The sequence below is a fragment of the uncultured Tessaracoccus sp. genome, assembly GCF_947255005.1.
GTDB lineage: Bacteria > Actinomycetota > Actinomycetes > Propionibacteriales > Propionibacteriaceae > Arachnia.
Genome location: NZ_CAMYFI010000006.1, coordinates 24,528 through 40,018 on the forward strand (window position 1 = coordinate 24,528; position 15,491 = coordinate 40,018).

At 65.1% G+C, this 15,491-nt stretch carries 13 protein-coding genes and 1 tRNA gene; 5 read left to right on the plus strand and 9 right to left on the minus strand.

Annotation, left to right across the window (positions count from 1 at the left end; translation table 11 throughout):
* The first annotated feature begins 8 nt into the window (after window positions 1-8).
* Window positions 9-1,559: a dolichyl-phosphate-mannose--protein mannosyltransferase gene (locus Q0X61_RS02485; protein ID WP_297740074.1), complete on the plus strand. Its 1,551-nt coding sequence runs from the start codon at window positions 9-11 to the stop codon at window positions 1,557-1,559.
* A 281-nt stretch (window positions 1,560-1,840) separates the two neighbouring features.
* Here the strand turns inward: Q0X61_RS02485 and Q0X61_RS02490 are convergent, their stop codons facing one another.
* Window positions 1,841-2,917, minus strand: coding sequence for an FAD-dependent oxidoreductase (locus Q0X61_RS02490; protein ID WP_297740000.1), 1,077 nt, complete (start codon window positions 2,915-2,917; stop codon window positions 1,841-1,843).
* On the opposite strand from Q0X61_RS02490, the gene Q0X61_RS02495 reads away from it, so the two are divergent.
* The 3 genes from Q0X61_RS02495 to Q0X61_RS02505 all read left to right on the plus strand — a co-directional run bounded on the left by Q0X61_RS02495 (window position 2,916) and on the right by Q0X61_RS02505 (window position 5,053).
* Window positions 2,916-3,470 (plus strand): flavin reductase family protein, encoded by a 555-nt coding sequence (locus Q0X61_RS02495; protein WP_297740002.1) that lies wholly within the window; start codon window positions 2,916-2,918, stop codon window positions 3,468-3,470. The two genes, Q0X61_RS02490 and Q0X61_RS02495, sit on opposite strands and share 2 nt — an antisense overlap.
* A 66-nt stretch (window positions 3,471-3,536) precedes the next feature.
* Window positions 3,537-4,928, plus strand: a complete 1,392-nt coding sequence (locus Q0X61_RS02500; protein WP_297740076.1) for an L-serine ammonia-lyase — start codon at window positions 3,537-3,539, stop codon at window positions 4,926-4,928.
* Window positions 4,929-4,980: 52 nt separating this feature from the next.
* Window positions 4,981-5,053 (plus strand) — tRNA-Ala (locus tag Q0X61_RS02505).
* A gap of 96 nt (window positions 5,054-5,149) precedes the next feature.
* Here Q0X61_RS02505 and Q0X61_RS02510 read toward each other — a convergent pair.
* From Q0X61_RS02510 to Q0X61_RS02545, 8 genes are all read right to left on the minus strand, one after another.
* The gene (locus Q0X61_RS02510) at window positions 5,150-6,343 is read right to left on the minus strand and encodes an IS481 family transposase (RefSeq protein WP_297740004.1); all 1,194 of its coding nucleotides are present in this window, start codon (window positions 6,341-6,343) and stop codon (window positions 5,150-5,152) included.
* Between the two features lie 265 nt (window positions 6,344-6,608).
* Window positions 6,609-7,286 (minus strand): response regulator transcription factor, encoded by a 678-nt coding sequence (locus Q0X61_RS02515; protein WP_297740006.1) that lies wholly within the window; start codon window positions 7,284-7,286, stop codon window positions 6,609-6,611.
* Window positions 7,279-8,514, minus strand: coding sequence for a sensor histidine kinase (locus tag Q0X61_RS02520; protein ID WP_297740008.1), 1,236 nt, complete (start codon window positions 8,512-8,514; stop codon window positions 7,279-7,281). The genes Q0X61_RS02515 and Q0X61_RS02520 overlap by 8 nt, the downstream gene beginning before the upstream one ends.
* A gap of 50 nt (window positions 8,515-8,564) precedes the next feature.
* Window positions 8,565-9,983 carry an ABC transporter permease gene (locus Q0X61_RS02525; protein WP_297740010.1) on the minus strand — a complete coding sequence of 473 codons (1,419 nt, stop codon included), beginning with the start codon at window positions 9,981-9,983 and terminating at the stop codon, window positions 8,565-8,567.
* Window positions 9,983-10,723 (minus strand): ABC transporter ATP-binding protein, encoded by a 741-nt coding sequence (locus tag Q0X61_RS02530; RefSeq protein WP_231974286.1) that lies wholly within the window; start codon window positions 10,721-10,723, stop codon window positions 9,983-9,985. The genes Q0X61_RS02525 and Q0X61_RS02530 overlap by 1 nt, the downstream gene beginning before the upstream one ends.
* 714 nt (window positions 10,724-11,437) lie before the next feature.
* Window positions 11,438-12,724 (minus strand): recombinase family protein, encoded by a 1,287-nt coding sequence (locus Q0X61_RS02535; RefSeq protein ID WP_297740014.1) that lies wholly within the window; start codon window positions 12,722-12,724, stop codon window positions 11,438-11,440.
* A 481-nt stretch (window positions 12,725-13,205) separates the two neighbouring features.
* Window positions 13,206-13,652, minus strand: coding sequence for an AraC family transcriptional regulator (locus tag Q0X61_RS02540; RefSeq protein ID WP_108870659.1), 447 nt, complete (start codon window positions 13,650-13,652; stop codon window positions 13,206-13,208).
* Window positions 13,653-13,693: 41 nt separating this feature from the next.
* Window positions 13,694-14,788 carry a GNAT family N-acetyltransferase gene (locus Q0X61_RS02545; protein ID WP_108870660.1) on the minus strand — a complete coding sequence of 365 codons (1,095 nt, stop codon included), beginning with the start codon at window positions 14,786-14,788 and terminating at the stop codon, window positions 13,694-13,696.
* A 59-nt stretch (window positions 14,789-14,847) separates the two neighbouring features.
* Between Q0X61_RS02545 and Q0X61_RS02550 the strand changes: the two genes are divergently transcribed.
* Window positions 14,848-15,462 carry a TetR/AcrR family transcriptional regulator gene (locus Q0X61_RS02550; RefSeq protein ID WP_297740018.1) on the plus strand — a complete coding sequence of 205 codons (615 nt, stop codon included), beginning with the start codon at window positions 14,848-14,850 and terminating at the stop codon, window positions 15,460-15,462.
* The last annotated feature ends 29 nt before the right edge of the window (window positions 15,463-15,491 follow it).

The following is a 15,491-nucleotide window of genomic DNA, read 5'->3' on the forward strand; positions in this document are numbered from 1 at the left end:
GCTGCGTGATATCCACCATCGATGCGCTTGAAGAGGGTCGCCTGCGCCGCGACGAACTCACGTCGTGGTTCGTGACGATTGGCATCACGCTGTTCGCGTTCGTGCTGCGGCTCGTCGGGCTCGGGAACCCCAACAAGCTGGCGTTCGATGAGACGTACTACGCCAAAGACGGCTGGACGCTCATGCATCACGGCTACGAGCTGGATTGGAAGGAGCACGCCGACGGTCACATCGTCGCGGGCAACATCGATCAGGTCACCAATAACGCGTCGTTCGTCGTCCATCCCCCACTGGGCAAGGAGCTTATCGGGCTTGGCGAGCTGCTCTTCGGTCTGGATTCCTTCGGCTGGCGCATCTCGGCGCTCCTCGCCGGCACGTTGCTGGTGATGTTCACCATCCGCATGGCGCGCCGTCTGTCACGCTCGACGATGATCGGCGCGCTCGCGGGCATCTTGCTCACGTTCGACGGGCTCGCGTTTGTGCTGAGTCGCCTCGCGCTGCTCGATATTTTCCAGGCCATGTTCGCCGTCGCTGGCATTTCGGCGCTGCTCGCCGACCGCGACTGGTACCGCTACAAACTCGCCAGCGTGCTGCGTGAGCGCGGCCTTCCCGATTTCGACGGCGGGCCGGCGCCGTGGTTCTGGTGGCGGCCGTGGCGGCTCGTCGCCGGGCTCATGCTGGGCGCGTCGATTGCGGTGAAGTGGAACTCGATGTTCGTGATGGCGGTGTTCGGCATCGTCACCGTCTGCTGGGACGTCGGCGCGCGCCACCTCGCCGGCGCGAGGCGCCCCTGGATGGCGCTGCTGATCGACGCCCCGCTCGCGTTCGTCCAGATCGTAGTCGTGGGGCTCGGGGCGTACCTCGCGACGTGGATTCCCTGGCTTCGCACCGACGGCGGATGGGGCCGCGACTACGGCACCCAACATCCAGACGATACGGCGGTGCGCATCTTTGGCGACGGCCTCGGCTCGCTGTGGCACTACCACAAGGAGATGTACAACTTTCACACCGGCTCCCACATGATGCAGAACGCCACGCACACCTATGAGGCACATCCGGCGGGTTGGCTGTTCATGATTCGCACGACGGGGATCGCCGCCGAGAACGACATCAAGCCTGGCGAGCAGGGGTGCACCGCCGTCGATACCACCTGCCTGCGCGTGGTGTCTGCGCTGGGCACTCCCCTGCTCTGGTGGGCGGCTGCGATTGCGTTGGTCATTGCGTTGTGGTTGTGGCTCGGGCGGCGCGACTGGCGCTTTGCCGTGCCGATCCTGGCGCTCGCGTCGACGTGGCTGCCGTGGTTCCGCTACGCCGACCGGCCGCTGTTCTTCTTCTACGCCATCATGATTATTCCGTTCACGGTGACGATTCTCGCGATGGTGCTCGCGCGCTTCCTCGGCCCCGCGGACCATCCCCTGAGACGGCGACGCGCGATCATCGTCGGCATCATCGTCGGGCTCATCATCTTGAACTTCGCGTTCATCTACCCCGTGCTCACAAACCAATTGCTGACGCGCCCCGAGTGGCTCATGCGCATGTGGCTAGGCACCTGGATCTAGCGAGCCCGGGTGGTTGAGTAGCGGCTGTATGCGGCGTATCGATCCTTCCATGGGTTTTACAAGTGATCAACCGTCGTCGAACTTCAAAATCCGTACGCAGTTTGACCAAACACCCCAAAATCGGGTCCTTCATCTCATCTGCGTACGGATTTTGAAGTTTTTCAGTCGGCGCATCTCGATACGCGGCTTCGCCGCTACTCGATGACCGGGGAGCGGGCCGCCTTGACCCCGGTGGTTGAGTAGCGCCCGAAGGGCGCGTATCGAAACCACACCCGAGCCCCTCACAGGCGGCTGAGCACCCAGCTTTTCACACCCGCGCGCACGCGGCGGGTCAGCGGGAGCGCGCGCCCGTCGCGTCGCACACCGATCAGCGTCTCCGCAAGCCACAGCCCCGAGGCTGTGCCGTTCATTAGCTCGCCGCGACCGTTGCCGCGCGCGTAGTAGCCTCCGGGAATCGCGGAGGCCCCGACGACGGGACGGCCGTGGTCGGAGGGGTCGATCGCGAGCTGGCCACTGGCCACGATTTCTGCGCCTTGGCTAGCCAGATCGTCCTCCAGCTCTGCCCTGGCCGCGTCGATACCGCTCGGCGTCGACTTCCGACCCACCACCAGTTGCGTGTCCTCGTCGGGGCGGATCAACCACGCTGGCCCGTCGGCGCGCAGCTCCACCCACCCGACGGGTTCCGCCAGCCGCGCGGTCACCGTCGGAATCCATTGGGCCGGGCTCACGCGCGCCACTCGCCCCCACGGGGAGACGCCGAGGGTGTCCACGCACGCGACGGCCTTCAACGCCCCCGGTTCGCGCGCCCAGGCGAGATTGTTGCGGTATGCCACGCCGGTCACGCCTTCGGAGCGCCGGATGTGCGTGGTGGTAACGCCGTACAGCACCTGCGCGCCGGCGTCCAAGCACTGCTGCAGCAGCGCCGTCGCGTACTCGAATGGATCCACCACGAGCGCCGGCGAGGTGAGCGCCCGGTCGGCGACGTCGACGTCTGCACCAGCGCGCGAGAAGAGCTGCGCGAACTGCCGCAGTTGCATGAACGACGCGTCGCCCAGGGAGCGGTCGACGAACCCCAGCGCGCGCCCCTCGACGCCGGCCTCGGCGATGACCTGCCGGATAAACCCAGTGCCGTGGACGTTGCGGGCGATGTGCTCGATGGTGACGTCGTCGCCGTATTCGCTGCGCATGTCTGCGACGGTGGACGCGTGCCCGGCGGCAGCCACGCCGTGTCCGATGGCGGCGCTGCGGTGCTCCAGGTTCGGGTCGAGTACCACGACGTCGAACCCTTCGCGCGCGAGTGTTCGGGCGGCGGTGAGGCCTGCCACCGTTGCTCCAAGTACCACCACGTCATGGATCATGACCCCCACTGTACTCGCAGGCGCTAGGATTCCCGGCGTCTACCGAGGAGGATTATTGTCTGCGCTCGAGCAGGATTTTCGCGACGCCATGTCGCGCGTGCCCGCGCCCGTCGCGATAGTGACAGCGCTGGTCGACGGTGTCCCGCAAGGCACGACGGTGTCGGCGTTCTCGTCGTTGTCGTTGACGCCGCCGATGGTCATCGTCGCGCTCGATAATCGGGGCGCCATGCGCGACCACGTGGCCGCTGCCGGGCATCTCGGGCTCAATATCTTGGCGGGCGACCAGGCCGACCTCGGGGCCCGGTTCGCCTCAGACCACGACCGGTTCGATGGCGTCGAATGGGAACTGGCCGACGGGGTGCCCCGCCTCGCGGGCATCGCGGCGTTCGTGCGGTGCGACGGCATCCAGTTTCTGCCGGGCGGTGACCACACCGTCGTGCTCGGCACTGCCGCGGAAGCGCGCTCGTACAAGGAGGAGTCCTTGTCGTACCACCTTCGGGCGTTCCATTCGGTACCTGCACGCCTGCCGCTGCCCACCGCCGAGCCGCGCTAGGCCGCGCATCCCGCCACGGTGTGGGGCCTAGGCCGGTACAGTAGCCGTGTGACCACCGCCGTTCAGTTGTCGTCCGCCACGCGCGTAGCGGACATGTTCAAAATCGGCATCGGGCCGTCGTCGTCGCACACTGTCGGGCCTATGCGTGCCGCCGCGTTGTTTGCCGAGCGCCTCCACGGCCTACCGGTGGCGCGGGTCACGGCTCGCTTGTGCGGCAGCCTCGGCTCCACCGGCCGAGGCCACATGACCGACCGCGCTGTGCTGCTCGGCCTGCAAGGCTATGACCCGCAAACCGTGCCCGCGGACATCGTCGCCGACTGTCTGCGCCTGATCGAAGAGCGTGGACATATCAACATCTGCGGCGCCGAGGTGCCGCTCGACTTTGAGCGCGACATCATCTTCGAACCCCGCACCATCCTCCCCTTCCACGTCAACGGCCTCGTCTTCAACGCCTACGACGCCGCCGGCAACGAGCTCGCCCACGGCACCTACTTCTCCACCGGGGGCGGGTTCGTGAGTGAGCAGGTCGACGACGGACACGTCGTGAGCCTCGACGCGCAGCCCGCCGACGCGATTCCCGAGCCGTTCCAGTACAACAACGCCGGAACGCTGCTGCGCCTGTGCGAGGTCGAGGGGCTCTCGATCTCCGACGTGGCCCGCGCCAACAACGGCGACGGCGACGAGCTCGACGCCTATCTCGACCTCATCCACCGCACAATGAACGAGTGCATCGAGGCCGGCATGTCCGCGACGGGCATCCTCCCCGGCGGGCTGAACGTGCCCCGTCGGGCGCGACGTCTGAAGGAGCAGCTGATGAGCCGCGACGGGGAACGCGGGCCGAGCTGGCAGTCGTCGAATGACCCGATGGCGGGCATCGACTGGGTGAACCTGTACGCCCTGGCGGTGAACGAGCAGAACGCTGCGGGGCAGCGAGTTGTGACTGCCCCGACGAACGGCGCCGCCGGCGTGATCCCCGCCGTCTTGCGATACTACGAGCGATTCGTTCCGGGCGCTGACCGCGAAGGCATCCGGCGTTTCCTGCTGGCCGCTGCCACCGTCGGCTCCATCATCAAGGCGAACGCCTCGATCGCTGGCGCTGAAGTGGGTTGTCAGGGCGAGGTTGGGTCGGCGTCGGCCATGGCCGCCGCGGGCCTCGCCGAGGCGCTGGGTGGCTCCCCGCTGCAGGTCGAGAATGCCGCCGAGATCGCGATGGAGCACTCGCTGGGGCTGACCTGCGATCCGGTTGCCGGCCTGGTGCAGATCCCCTGCATCGAGCGCAACGCCATCGCCGCAGTGAAGGCCATCAATGCGGCGCGCATGGCAATGTGGAGCGACGGGCGCCACCAGGTGTCACTCGACACCGCAATCCGAACCATGCGCGACACCGGCAGAGACATGCTCAGCAAGTACAAAGAAACCTCCGAAGGCGGCCTGGCCGTCAACGTCATCGAGTGCTGACCCACCCCGGTTGGTCCGCCACGTGAGCGCGTGGTAAATTAGCTCCTCGCCTGGGGCTATGGCGCAGTTGGTAGCGCGTCTCGTTCGCAATGAGAAGGTCAGGGGTTCGAATCCCCTTAGCTCCACGTATGTCATGAGTCGCGTCATGCTTGACGCATGAGTCGCGACATGCTGGACGGATCGGCATCCCAGTTGTTTTTGTTCTGGGGTGCCGGTTTTGTTCATTTGGGGTGAAATGGTGGGTCGCCGTGTTTCCAGTAGGCCTTTTGGTAGTCGCGGGCGGTGTCGATGTAGTGCTCGGTGAGAACTTCTCCGGTTTCAACCAGTGATGTGGTGATGTGGTTGTCGGTGATGACCATGAGGATTTTCTTGTGTTTGTAGGCGCGTCCGATGCCGAGGTGGAAAAGTTTGCCGGCGTAGCGCACGCTGACTTTGCCGTTTTTGTCGACTGTGTCGTTTCGGGTTCGCCATTCTTTTTTGGGGTTGTCGTTGGGCGTGGCTTTGACTCCGGTGGTGTATGCCTGCTGTGGGGTGCGTCTGCCCAGGGCGCGGTGGGGTCGGGTGCAGTTGTAGTTTTGGCGAAACTCATTGAGGAGTTGTTGCAGCTCATCAATGGTTTGTGCTGGGGGTCGGGCTTTGATCCATTTTTTGAGGGTTTGGTGGAACCGCTCAATTTTTCCTTGGGTTTGGGGGTGGCCCGGCCGGCCGTTTTTCTGTTGGATTTTGTGTGCGACGAGCACTTTTTCGAACGCGTTTCTCCCACCTTTGCGCCCGGCTAGGCGTGCGGTGAACACCAGTCCGTTGTCCGTCAGCGTGGATGCTGGTGGGCCGTATGTGTGGATTAAACGTGTGAGTTCGGCGGCGACGGCGGGGCCTGTGAATGCGGCGGCCGCGGTGATTGACAACAGGTATCGCGAGTGGTCATCGAGGAAGTCGAGGACTTCAACGCGTGTGTTGTCGGCAAGGAAGAGGTGGGTGATGTCGGCTTGCCAGCATTCGTTGGGTATTGCGGCCTCGAAGCGGATGTAGGAGCTTTTTGGCTTCTTTTGCGGCTGCGGGGTGATCAAGCCTTCGTTGGTGAGGATGCGACGGATCGTCGAAGTTGACGGGGCACGTTTGCCGGCCTGTTCGAGGTGGTAGGTGATGGTTTCGGGTCCTGCGTCAAGTCCGTGCCGGGTGAGCTGTTTGCGGATGTCGATGATTTCGTTGCGTAACGCGTCCGGTAGCGCGTGTGGGTGGGTGTGAGGGGCACGCGATTTCGGTGCGATTGCCTCGGCGCCGCCTGCGTCGTAGGCGTTGAGGATCTGGTGGACGCGTTGGCGTGAGATGCCAAAGCGCTTGGCGACGTTGGTGGGTGTGCCGCCTTGGTCTCTGACAGCTGTGACGATGGCGAGGTTGCGGTTGGGACTGTTCATGGTGTCAAACATGTCCCGACTCACCAGTCAAGCGTCACCGACACGGCTGAGGTAACCCTAAGTGTCAACAATGACGCGACTGACCTGTCAAGGATCACAACGCCTTCCCCAGGCACACCCCGTCAAATATGTCGTGACCTCAGACACCCTTAGCTCCACGTAAGATGAGAAAATCGAAACTTGCCCCGCCTGAAGGCGGGGCAGTTTTGTTTCTGCGGTGACGTGGGCCGGGGCATCGATGGTGGTGTGGGCGAGAATCCGAGTGTCATAGCCCTGCTCTGTGCCAGTGCACGGCGATCTGGACGCGGTCGCGGAGGTTGAGCTTGGTGAGGATGCGGCTGACGTTGCGTCGTACGGATGCGGGTTCGATGGCGAGCCTTTCGGCGATTTCGGTGTTGGACTCGCCGTCGGCGATGAGGCGAGCGATGTCGCGTTCTCGGGGTGTGAGTAGGTCGAACAGTGCTCGCATCTCGGTTTGCTGGTGGTGGGGGAGGGCGCGGGGGATTCCGCGTTCGATGACTTGACGGGTGATGCGTGGGGTGAGGATGGCGTCGCCGCGGGCGACGGCTTCGACCGCGGCGATGAGATCGGGGGTGCGGATGTCTTTGAGGAGGTACCCGGACGCGCCGGCGGTGAGGGCTCCGAAGGCATAGTCGTCCTCGTCGTACGTGGTTAGGACCAGGACTTTCACGGACGGGTACGTTCGGGTGATCCGACGAGTGGTTTCGATGCCGTCGAGCACCGGCATGCGTACATCCATGAGGACCACATCGGGGAACGGCATGGCTTGGTCTTGCGTGGCGGTGAGCAGGTCGAGAGCTTCATGGCCATTGCTGGCTTCAGCGGTGACGGTGAGGTTCGGGCTACGTCGGAGCATGAGGGCGAATCCTCGGCGTGCTATGGCCTGGTCATCAACCAGCATGATGCGCAGGGGCTCAGGCATCGTCGTACTCCTCGTTCGATACGTGCGGTAGCTCGGCGTCGACGATCCACTCGTCGGGCTCGCCGGGGCCAGCATTGAACGTGCCGCCCTGGCTGGTGACTCGATGGGAGAGGCTCCGCAGCCCACTGCCCGGCTCTTGGCTTTCAGACGAACGCGGGTGCCCATGGCTGCGAATGGTAATCCGGACGCCGTTAGCCGTGTGGTGGTCGATGGCGATGGATGCCCGTTTGAGGGGCTCGGTGTGGCGCACCGCGTTGGTGAGGGCTTCACGGACGATAGTGAAGCCGAGATCGGCGACGGCCGACTCCTCGGGGCATCGTCCGGTCTCGGTTACCGTGACGGGGATGTCGAGGGCTCGGATGCGATCGGCCACAGCGTGGACATCGTCCCAGCTATACCGGCGGGGCTGGTCCGCAGCGGTTGCGGCCGGGTTCTCGAGGCGCCCGAGCAGGGCGACGGCGCGCCTGGTCTCGGTGAGGCCTTCGCGCGCCAGTGTCTCGATGTCCTCCAGCGATTCGTCGAGCTCTGGATTCTCGGTGGCCCCGGAGAGGCCCTGGGCGAGAGCGATGATGGCGGTCAGATTATGCCCGACGCTGTCGTGGAGCTCGGCGGCGATGCGCGTGCGCGCCATGGCCTGGTTCCGTTGGGCGGCGATGATGCGAGCGCGCTCAGCATCATGGCGGGACTGCTTCGTGGCCGTTCTCCAGCCGCGCACGCTGCGCGCCCCGATCCCGGCCAGGGCACTGAGCGCCGCCACGCTCAGCTGGCCGGTGAACTCGTCGACGACAGTTGTCGTCGCCACCATCCACGAACTGGCGAGCATACCGAGGCAGGTCGCTGCGATCGAGCCCGCGACCGAGGTTACATCGGTGTCGGCGACCACGCGGAACAGCGCGAACAACAGCGGAAAGGCGACATAGTTGTGCATCTCCACCGTGGACGCGGCGAGATACACGCTGCCGGAGAGCACCAGCACGGGCACTGGGTGACGGAGGCACCACAACAGCACGGCACCTGCGAGTATCACCGTGATCGTGACGGTTGCAGCTCCGGGAACCGACTGGATGAGATCGAACGCCACCCCGTCACGAGGGCTTCCGGCAAACAGGAGCCTGGCTACGAGCACGGCCTGGAAAGCGACGCAGGACAACACCATCACCAGCCACGCTGTGCCGGCATCCCGACGCTCGCGACGGGTCTGATCGAACCAGTCCCGAACAGCCTGCACCGCTGCTCCTTCCCAGAACTCGACTGCTGATGATTACTCTTACCAGTGTTTCAGGCGTGACGCAGCCCCGCTGCTGTCTCCCGGCGCAGCCATGTCATCGCCTGGCTGAGCTGGACAGCCCACAGCGCGAACCAGCACACCAGGAAGCCCGCGGCCAATCCCAGCCAAGGAACGCTCAGCACCACGGAGCCCACCAGCGCCAGTGAGCAGCTGACCACCAGCCACGCCACTAGAGCCACCGGAAGCAGCCCCATACCGGCTGCGCACAGAGCCAGGCAGAAGGACTGCCACGCGACCAAACGTGAGACCTGTACGGGGCTCATCCCCGACGCGCGCAGCGTAGTATGCTCGCGCGCCTGGTCGCGGCCGCTGAGCGCGATGACCGCCATGCTCGTCGCGATCGCCATCACGCAGAACAGGCCAGAGAGAAGGGCGATGTCGGTCAGGTTCGGATCCTCCAGCGGGAAACCCGCCCGTGTCATCACGGCCAGGTAGGAGCCTGTCGCGGTGAAGATGACGCCGCCCAGCGCGATCGCTGCCGCCAACGGCGCGATCGTGTTCGCGTTCATCGCCGCCTGCGCCCGGGCCGAGCGCGCCGCCACCTGTCCCACGGGGACACGGAAGAGACGCAGGACCTGGTGCGCGACGTTCAGGGCGACATGCACCAGAGCGGGTCCCGTCACGTACACCGCAGCGGCGCTCAACCCGCCGACCCACGTCGCCGCATTCACCATCGCCGTGGTCGACCGCCCGACCTGCGCAGGATCCAACGTCCGGGGTGTCGCGGCCGCCATCGCCACAGCACAGGCCAACAGCAGGCCTCCAACGAGCCACCGCCCCCACGCACGCCGGCTCCGAACAGCCGCGGGCCCACGCATCGCTTCAACGGGCTCCACCAGAGCCGCACGGTGCGCAGGCCAGGCAGCGCCCAGCAGACACGTCACCACCGAGAGGACCAGCGCTGTGCCGCCCGCCACAGCGCTCGGCGCGAACAGCGGAGGAACGAAGTCACCGGTGCCGCCCGGAAAACTCGCACCGGCCATCTCGTTGAACCACGGCACCACGAGCGAACTCAGCACCGAGCCGAGCGCCACCCCCGGAACAGCCCCGACGAAGCTGGCCAGCCCGACCAGCGCCCACAGGCAGGCGCGGACCTGCCGGGGCGAAGCTCCCATCAGCCGCCACTGGGCGAACGTGTTGCGGGTGCGCTCCACCGTCGCAGAACCCACCACCGTCAGAGAGCACACCGCGAGCAGCGCGATCACTGTGTAGATCGTCATCGAGACCATCGCGAACTCGCCGCCGTCGAGACCTGATCGCCGGGCCGCGTCCAAGAACTCGGTGGAACTGGTCCAGAGGAACTGATTCGTGCACGCCGTGACCAGGACCGTCACCGCGGCGACCACACCCATACTTGGCGCCCACCCGAACCAGTCGCTGCGGAGGATCCGCACCACATGACGCAGCATCACCGCACCTCCGATCGGCGCACCGGTTGACGCATCCCGGCCAGCACCTGACCGGCGTCAAGCCCGGAGCCCACCCCGGTGATCGACCCGTCGCGCATGAACACCACACGATCGGCCAGCGTGGCGGCATCCACGTCATGCGTCACCATCACCACCGTGGTCCCCGCATCCGCGAGCTCCCGCAGCACCTCCAGAACCAGGCGTGAATTGGTGCTGTCCAGCGCGCCCGTCGGCTCGTCGGCAAACACGACAGCGGGTCGGAGCAGCAGCACCCGGCACAGCGCCACCCGCTGCTGCTCCCCACCCGACAGCGCCCCCGCAGCCGTCCCTGCCTTCGCCGCCAAGCCGAAGCGTTCCAGCAGCCGAGTGCGGACCTGGCGGTCAACCTGCCGACCGGCCAGCGACAGCGGTAGGGCCACGTTCTCCTCCACGCTGAGGTAGCTCACCAGGTTGTACTGCTGAAACACGAACCCGACCCGCGACCGCAGGAACGTCGCCCGCGCCTGCCGAGACATCGCATAGACGTCATATCCCTCAATCAGTACTTGACCTGCGGTCGGAGCGTCCAACCCGCTCAAGCAATACATCAGCGACGTCTTCCCTGCCCCGCTGGCACCCACGATCGCTGTCAACGACCCTGGAGAGAACATCACCGAACACTCCCGCAAGACCCAGTCGCCACTCGCGATCTGCCGCCCCACTGCAACCGCGCTCACCTCGCCAGCATCCCTCGTCTGCACCCGTCACTCCTTTCGGCACCGGCCCTCCGTCCGAAGGCCTACAACAACCAAAGCCGTCCACCCACCCTCGTGTCGTGCCGAAAGAAGAAACTGTCATCACCAGAGGACAGGACCAGGCCCACAGCCGCGCAGACAGTCTGAGGACGTCGGCCGATGCCGGCCGCCCCTACAACCACCCCGTCATTGGTCAGCAGACAAGGAGGAAGCTGCGCCACTTGCCCGAGGCATGAGGCTGCGTAACGGGCTGGACGGGTGTGTCGCTGCAGTTGCACTTCAGTGATGATCAAGTGTGTGCGGACTGTCCCCGCCGTGGTTGGCGTCTGCGGTGCTGCGGTCCGTGCCGTCGAGAGCGGATCGACTGGTGTGCTCGCACCGTCTGAATCACGGCCGGGGAAAGTTTCGACATGCCTTCCGCTAGCTCCACCAGATCGGACGTACTAGAACACCTGACATCGTTGGGTGCGAGGGCGGCGAACGGCTCGTTGAGCTGGATCACCGCTTTTTCGTCTTCGGTGATGAGGATGCGGTGGTAGAAAGCTTGGTTGGCGAGCCGTTTGCCGTGGTCGTCGGTGCGCTCCTACATCCGGCCGCAGTCAGCGAGGAATCGTAGGGCGGTGGCGAGGTGCTGGCGGGGGCCTTCGTGGTCGTGCCGCTCAGCGTCCAGGCGTTTGGCGACGTCGGCCAGAGCGATCCTGATCCGGTCCTGGTGGCGCTTCAGGGTGTCGAGGTCGATGGCGTCGGCGAAATAGCTTCGAGGAGCTTATCTGCCTCGCCTTCCAACCGCTGTTTGGAGGCGGTGAGGTCGTCGATGGCCTGGGACCGCTCAGCCAGGCGCTCATCGAACGCCGCCTCGATTCGCTCAGCAAGCTGCACATAGGTGCTTGGGCTGATGGCGATCTGTTGGTAACACTCGGCGACGAGTTGCTCAGCGACGCCAACGGGCACTGCCTTCCTCGTACACGTCGTGCGTTTGGTGGCTCGACCGGTGCAGATGTAATAGGCATAGCGGATGCCTTGTTTGTTGCGGGCGTAGTCGAGCTGCAACCGGGCGTTGCACGTGCCGCAGTACAGCGTGCCCTTGAGGTAGTGGTCGTGCTTGCGGCGTCGTTCCCCAGCGGTGGCGCGGGTATCCAGGAGGATCTGGACCTGCTGCCAGGTCTTCGCATCGACAATCGGCTCGTGGGCGCCGGGATGGAGAGCACTCTGGTAGCGGACCTGCCCGATGTAGTACGGATTACGCAGCAGCTTGAAGAACGTCGACCGCCCCACCGGCCCCGACGGCCGCTTCGGCGTCGCCACTGTCGTCAATCCTCGGGCGGTGGCTTCGGCCAGCAGGTCGGGGACGGTGTGCTCACGCTTCGCGTAGGTTTCGAAGACCCAGCGGATGAGCGGTGCACGGTCGGGGTCGATCTCGACGGTCCGGTACTCCCTGCCGTGCTCGTCCTTGCGTCGCACGTTGCGGTAGCCGATCGGTGCACGGGAGGGGGTGCCGCCTGCGGCGACTTTCTGGGTCATGCCTTTGGTGACTTCGGCGGCGAGGTTGCGGGAGTAGAACTCCGCAATCGAGGACATGATGCCGTGCAGCAGCATCCCCGACAGGGATTCGTCGATGTTCTCGGTCGCGGAGACCAATTGGACGCCGGCGTCGATGAGCTGGCGGTGGATGTCGACGTCATCGAGCCGGTTGCGGGCCAGCCGATCCACTTTGTACACGATGCAGTAGGTGACCTGATGGGTCGCGATGTAATCCAGCATTCGCTGCAGCTCGGGCCGCTTCGCCGACCGGGCTGACTCGCCCGCGTCGACGAACTCCGCGATCACCTGGGCGCCAAGGGTTTCGGCTTTGCGACGGTTCGCCTCCCGCTGTGCCGGGATGGAGAACCCTTCATCGCGGCCACCGGTGGTGGCTTGTTCCTTGGTGGAGACCCGCTGGTAGGTCACCGCCGTCACCCGTCCCTCACCCGGGATATTCAGGGGCTTCGTGCGGGGAGTGGTCGTCATGATCGGTGGTCCTCGTCGTCGAGTCGGCTACAGGTTCCGGGGTGTGGGTGTGGAGGCGGTCGGCCAGGTGCAGCACCAGCGCGACGAGCCGGTCCAGGTCCGGCTCGCCCCGGGGTAGGGGTTCGGCTATCAGTCTGCGTCCGTTCGGTGTGGTGCGTGCATACCTCATGCCCCACAGGTGGACACCCCACCCCAGAACCCGCGGGGACGGTCGGGGTGGTGACGGTTCCGGAAAATGTCCGGGACCGTCCCTTCGACTGGAATCGGGCACGAGTGTGCCGGGTGGGGTGTTCACGGCTGGGGAAATTTCCCCAGCCGTCCATCCGCACCGAATGATGCACGATCTGGGCCGCTCCACGGCGTGACGCGACACGGCGAGCCCAATGGAGGCTCACCAGTCAGGTGCGCACCGCATCCCGGAGGGAACACCGTGGCGGTGGCCTTCACGACTATCACAGGTGAGGGATACATGTCGAGCAGATCAGCCATGGATGAGCGGATCACCGTCCGATCTGCCCGTATCCCGGTCATCGCCCGTGGCGGGGAGGAGTTGTCCGCACCACAAGCAACCGGTCAGGTCGTCTGCCGTCTGCTGGCGGTACTCGGCCCGATACGCGGTCGGGGTGACTCCCATGATCTTGGCGAACTGCTCCGCCGCATGAGCACGATTCCGCCACCCCACCCGGACCCCAATGTCGGCGATAGTCATGTCCGACTCCCGCAACAGGCGAGCCATCTCCCGCACCCGCAACCGAGCCAGCCACGCGATTGGAGGCATGCCAATCTGGTCGTTGAAGACCCGCCCCACCTGCGACGGCGAGAGATACAGGCTGCTGGCGATCTCAGCGAGGCTCCAGCGATGCGCAAGGTCGCCCTGCATCTCTGCGGCTGCTTTCTGCACCACTGATCGAAGAGCAGACTTGCTCATGCGACCTCCTCACCCACATGGATGCTGGCAAGTCGTTCCAGCTAGACACGCGCAGGGGGCGGAGTGACATGTTCGCTTGCCAGGCATGCATAGACGAGGGTGCTGGTCCATTGACCCTTGCTGTACCAGTCCTCGACGTGGTGGGCTTCCAAACGCATCCCGACCCGTCGAGCCAGGGCGGCAGAGGCGGCATTGCGAGCATCCATCTGCGCAGTGATGCGGTGTAGTTGGTAGTGCTGGAATCCCACCTTGAGGACGGCCTGAACGGCTTCGGACGCGAACCCCTGGCCACCATGATCAGGGTCGAGCACCCAGCCGATTTCGGCTTGTCCATGCTCGCGGTCAGTCAGCCACAAGGCGACATCGCCGACTGGGAGGCGATCATGTTCGATCACCAAGGCCAGGGCGCCGCTCGTGGAGCCGAGGCCGGTTCTTTCAAGTCGCTGGGTGAGTTTCATGTCGGTGTCTTCGACCGTCCACGGGTCATCGAGCAAGTATCTGGCGACCTCGGGACGTGAATAGAGTGCCTCCAGCCAGGCATGGTCTTCTGGCTGGTGAAGCCGTAGCCGTAACCGGTCAGTGGACAGCGGCCAGTGCGGATCGGGGTAGAGCCTGCGGCGATAGTGGACCAGTTCCTCACGTACGCCTGCTGGCGTGGTGTCAGCCTGGCGGGAAGTCTCGACAAACCCGGCATTGATCAGGCGCCGTTGGGAAGCTCGATTGGCAGTGACGGTCCGGGCAGTCAAAGCGCTCAACCCGGACTCCCGAGCAAGGGTGACTGCCAACTCAAGACCGCGAGCGGCATGACCAGTGCCACGCCGCTCAGGGGCGATCCAGAAGCCCACCTCCGCCGACTCGGTGCCGACATCGAAGATCACCATGCTGCCGACAAACTCGTCAGACTCGGCATCCGCGAGAGCGAGCACAGCCAACGTGCCATCGGCCAAGCCGGGCTCCACCACCTCGCGGATCAGGGCTCGTGCCGATTCGGGGGTGTACTCAGGCTCCGGAAGATGACCGAACCTGCGCACAGCCTCATCTGCCGTACCGTCCGCATACGCCGCCGCATCCGCGTCCGTCATGCGCCGCAGACACGTGCTGCCCGACACGAGGGGAAGTACCGAAGACTCCAACATACCACTAACCTAACATAGAGCGAATAACTATCTGAAGGCTGTTCGGATAGTCTGGGGTGGTGAGCTACTGGGACCATCGCAAGCCCGTCCAACGCCATCGAGCAGTGGATATCGCCCAGATCGCTCGCGCGTCCGTCGCGCTGCTGGACGAAGGGGGCCTCAGAGCATTGACCTTGCGGGCAGTGGCGCAACACGTGGGGGTGGCCCCCGCAAGCCTGTACTCGCGAGTCCACTCGGTGGACGACCTCTTCGACCTCGCCCTGGACACGGCTCTCACAGATGACCCCGCAATGCAACAGGCCGTCAGCGACGCTGACTTGCCAGACCTCATGATGGCGTTCTTCCGCCATCTCGTTACTCACCACTGGGCGGGGCACGTGATCGGGATGCGCGCCCCCCGCGGCCCCGCCTACATGCGTCTCTCCGAACGCATGTGCCTCCTACTTGAACAAGCGGGGGCGGAGGACCCGCTGGGGGCGGCCTACCGCTTGTCGAATCTAGTGATCGGCAGCGCGCTCACCGCCCCCATGGCCCCCAACGAGAAGCACGCTCCGATCGACGCAGAACAAGCCCCCACGTACGCTCGCCTTCACCGCGAACACCACATCAGCCCGGAAACCATCCTCGCCGACGGCATCAACTGTCTCCTCACCTGCACGAACCAGACCGGCTAACGGAGACGCCACGCGTCTTGCAGATCGAG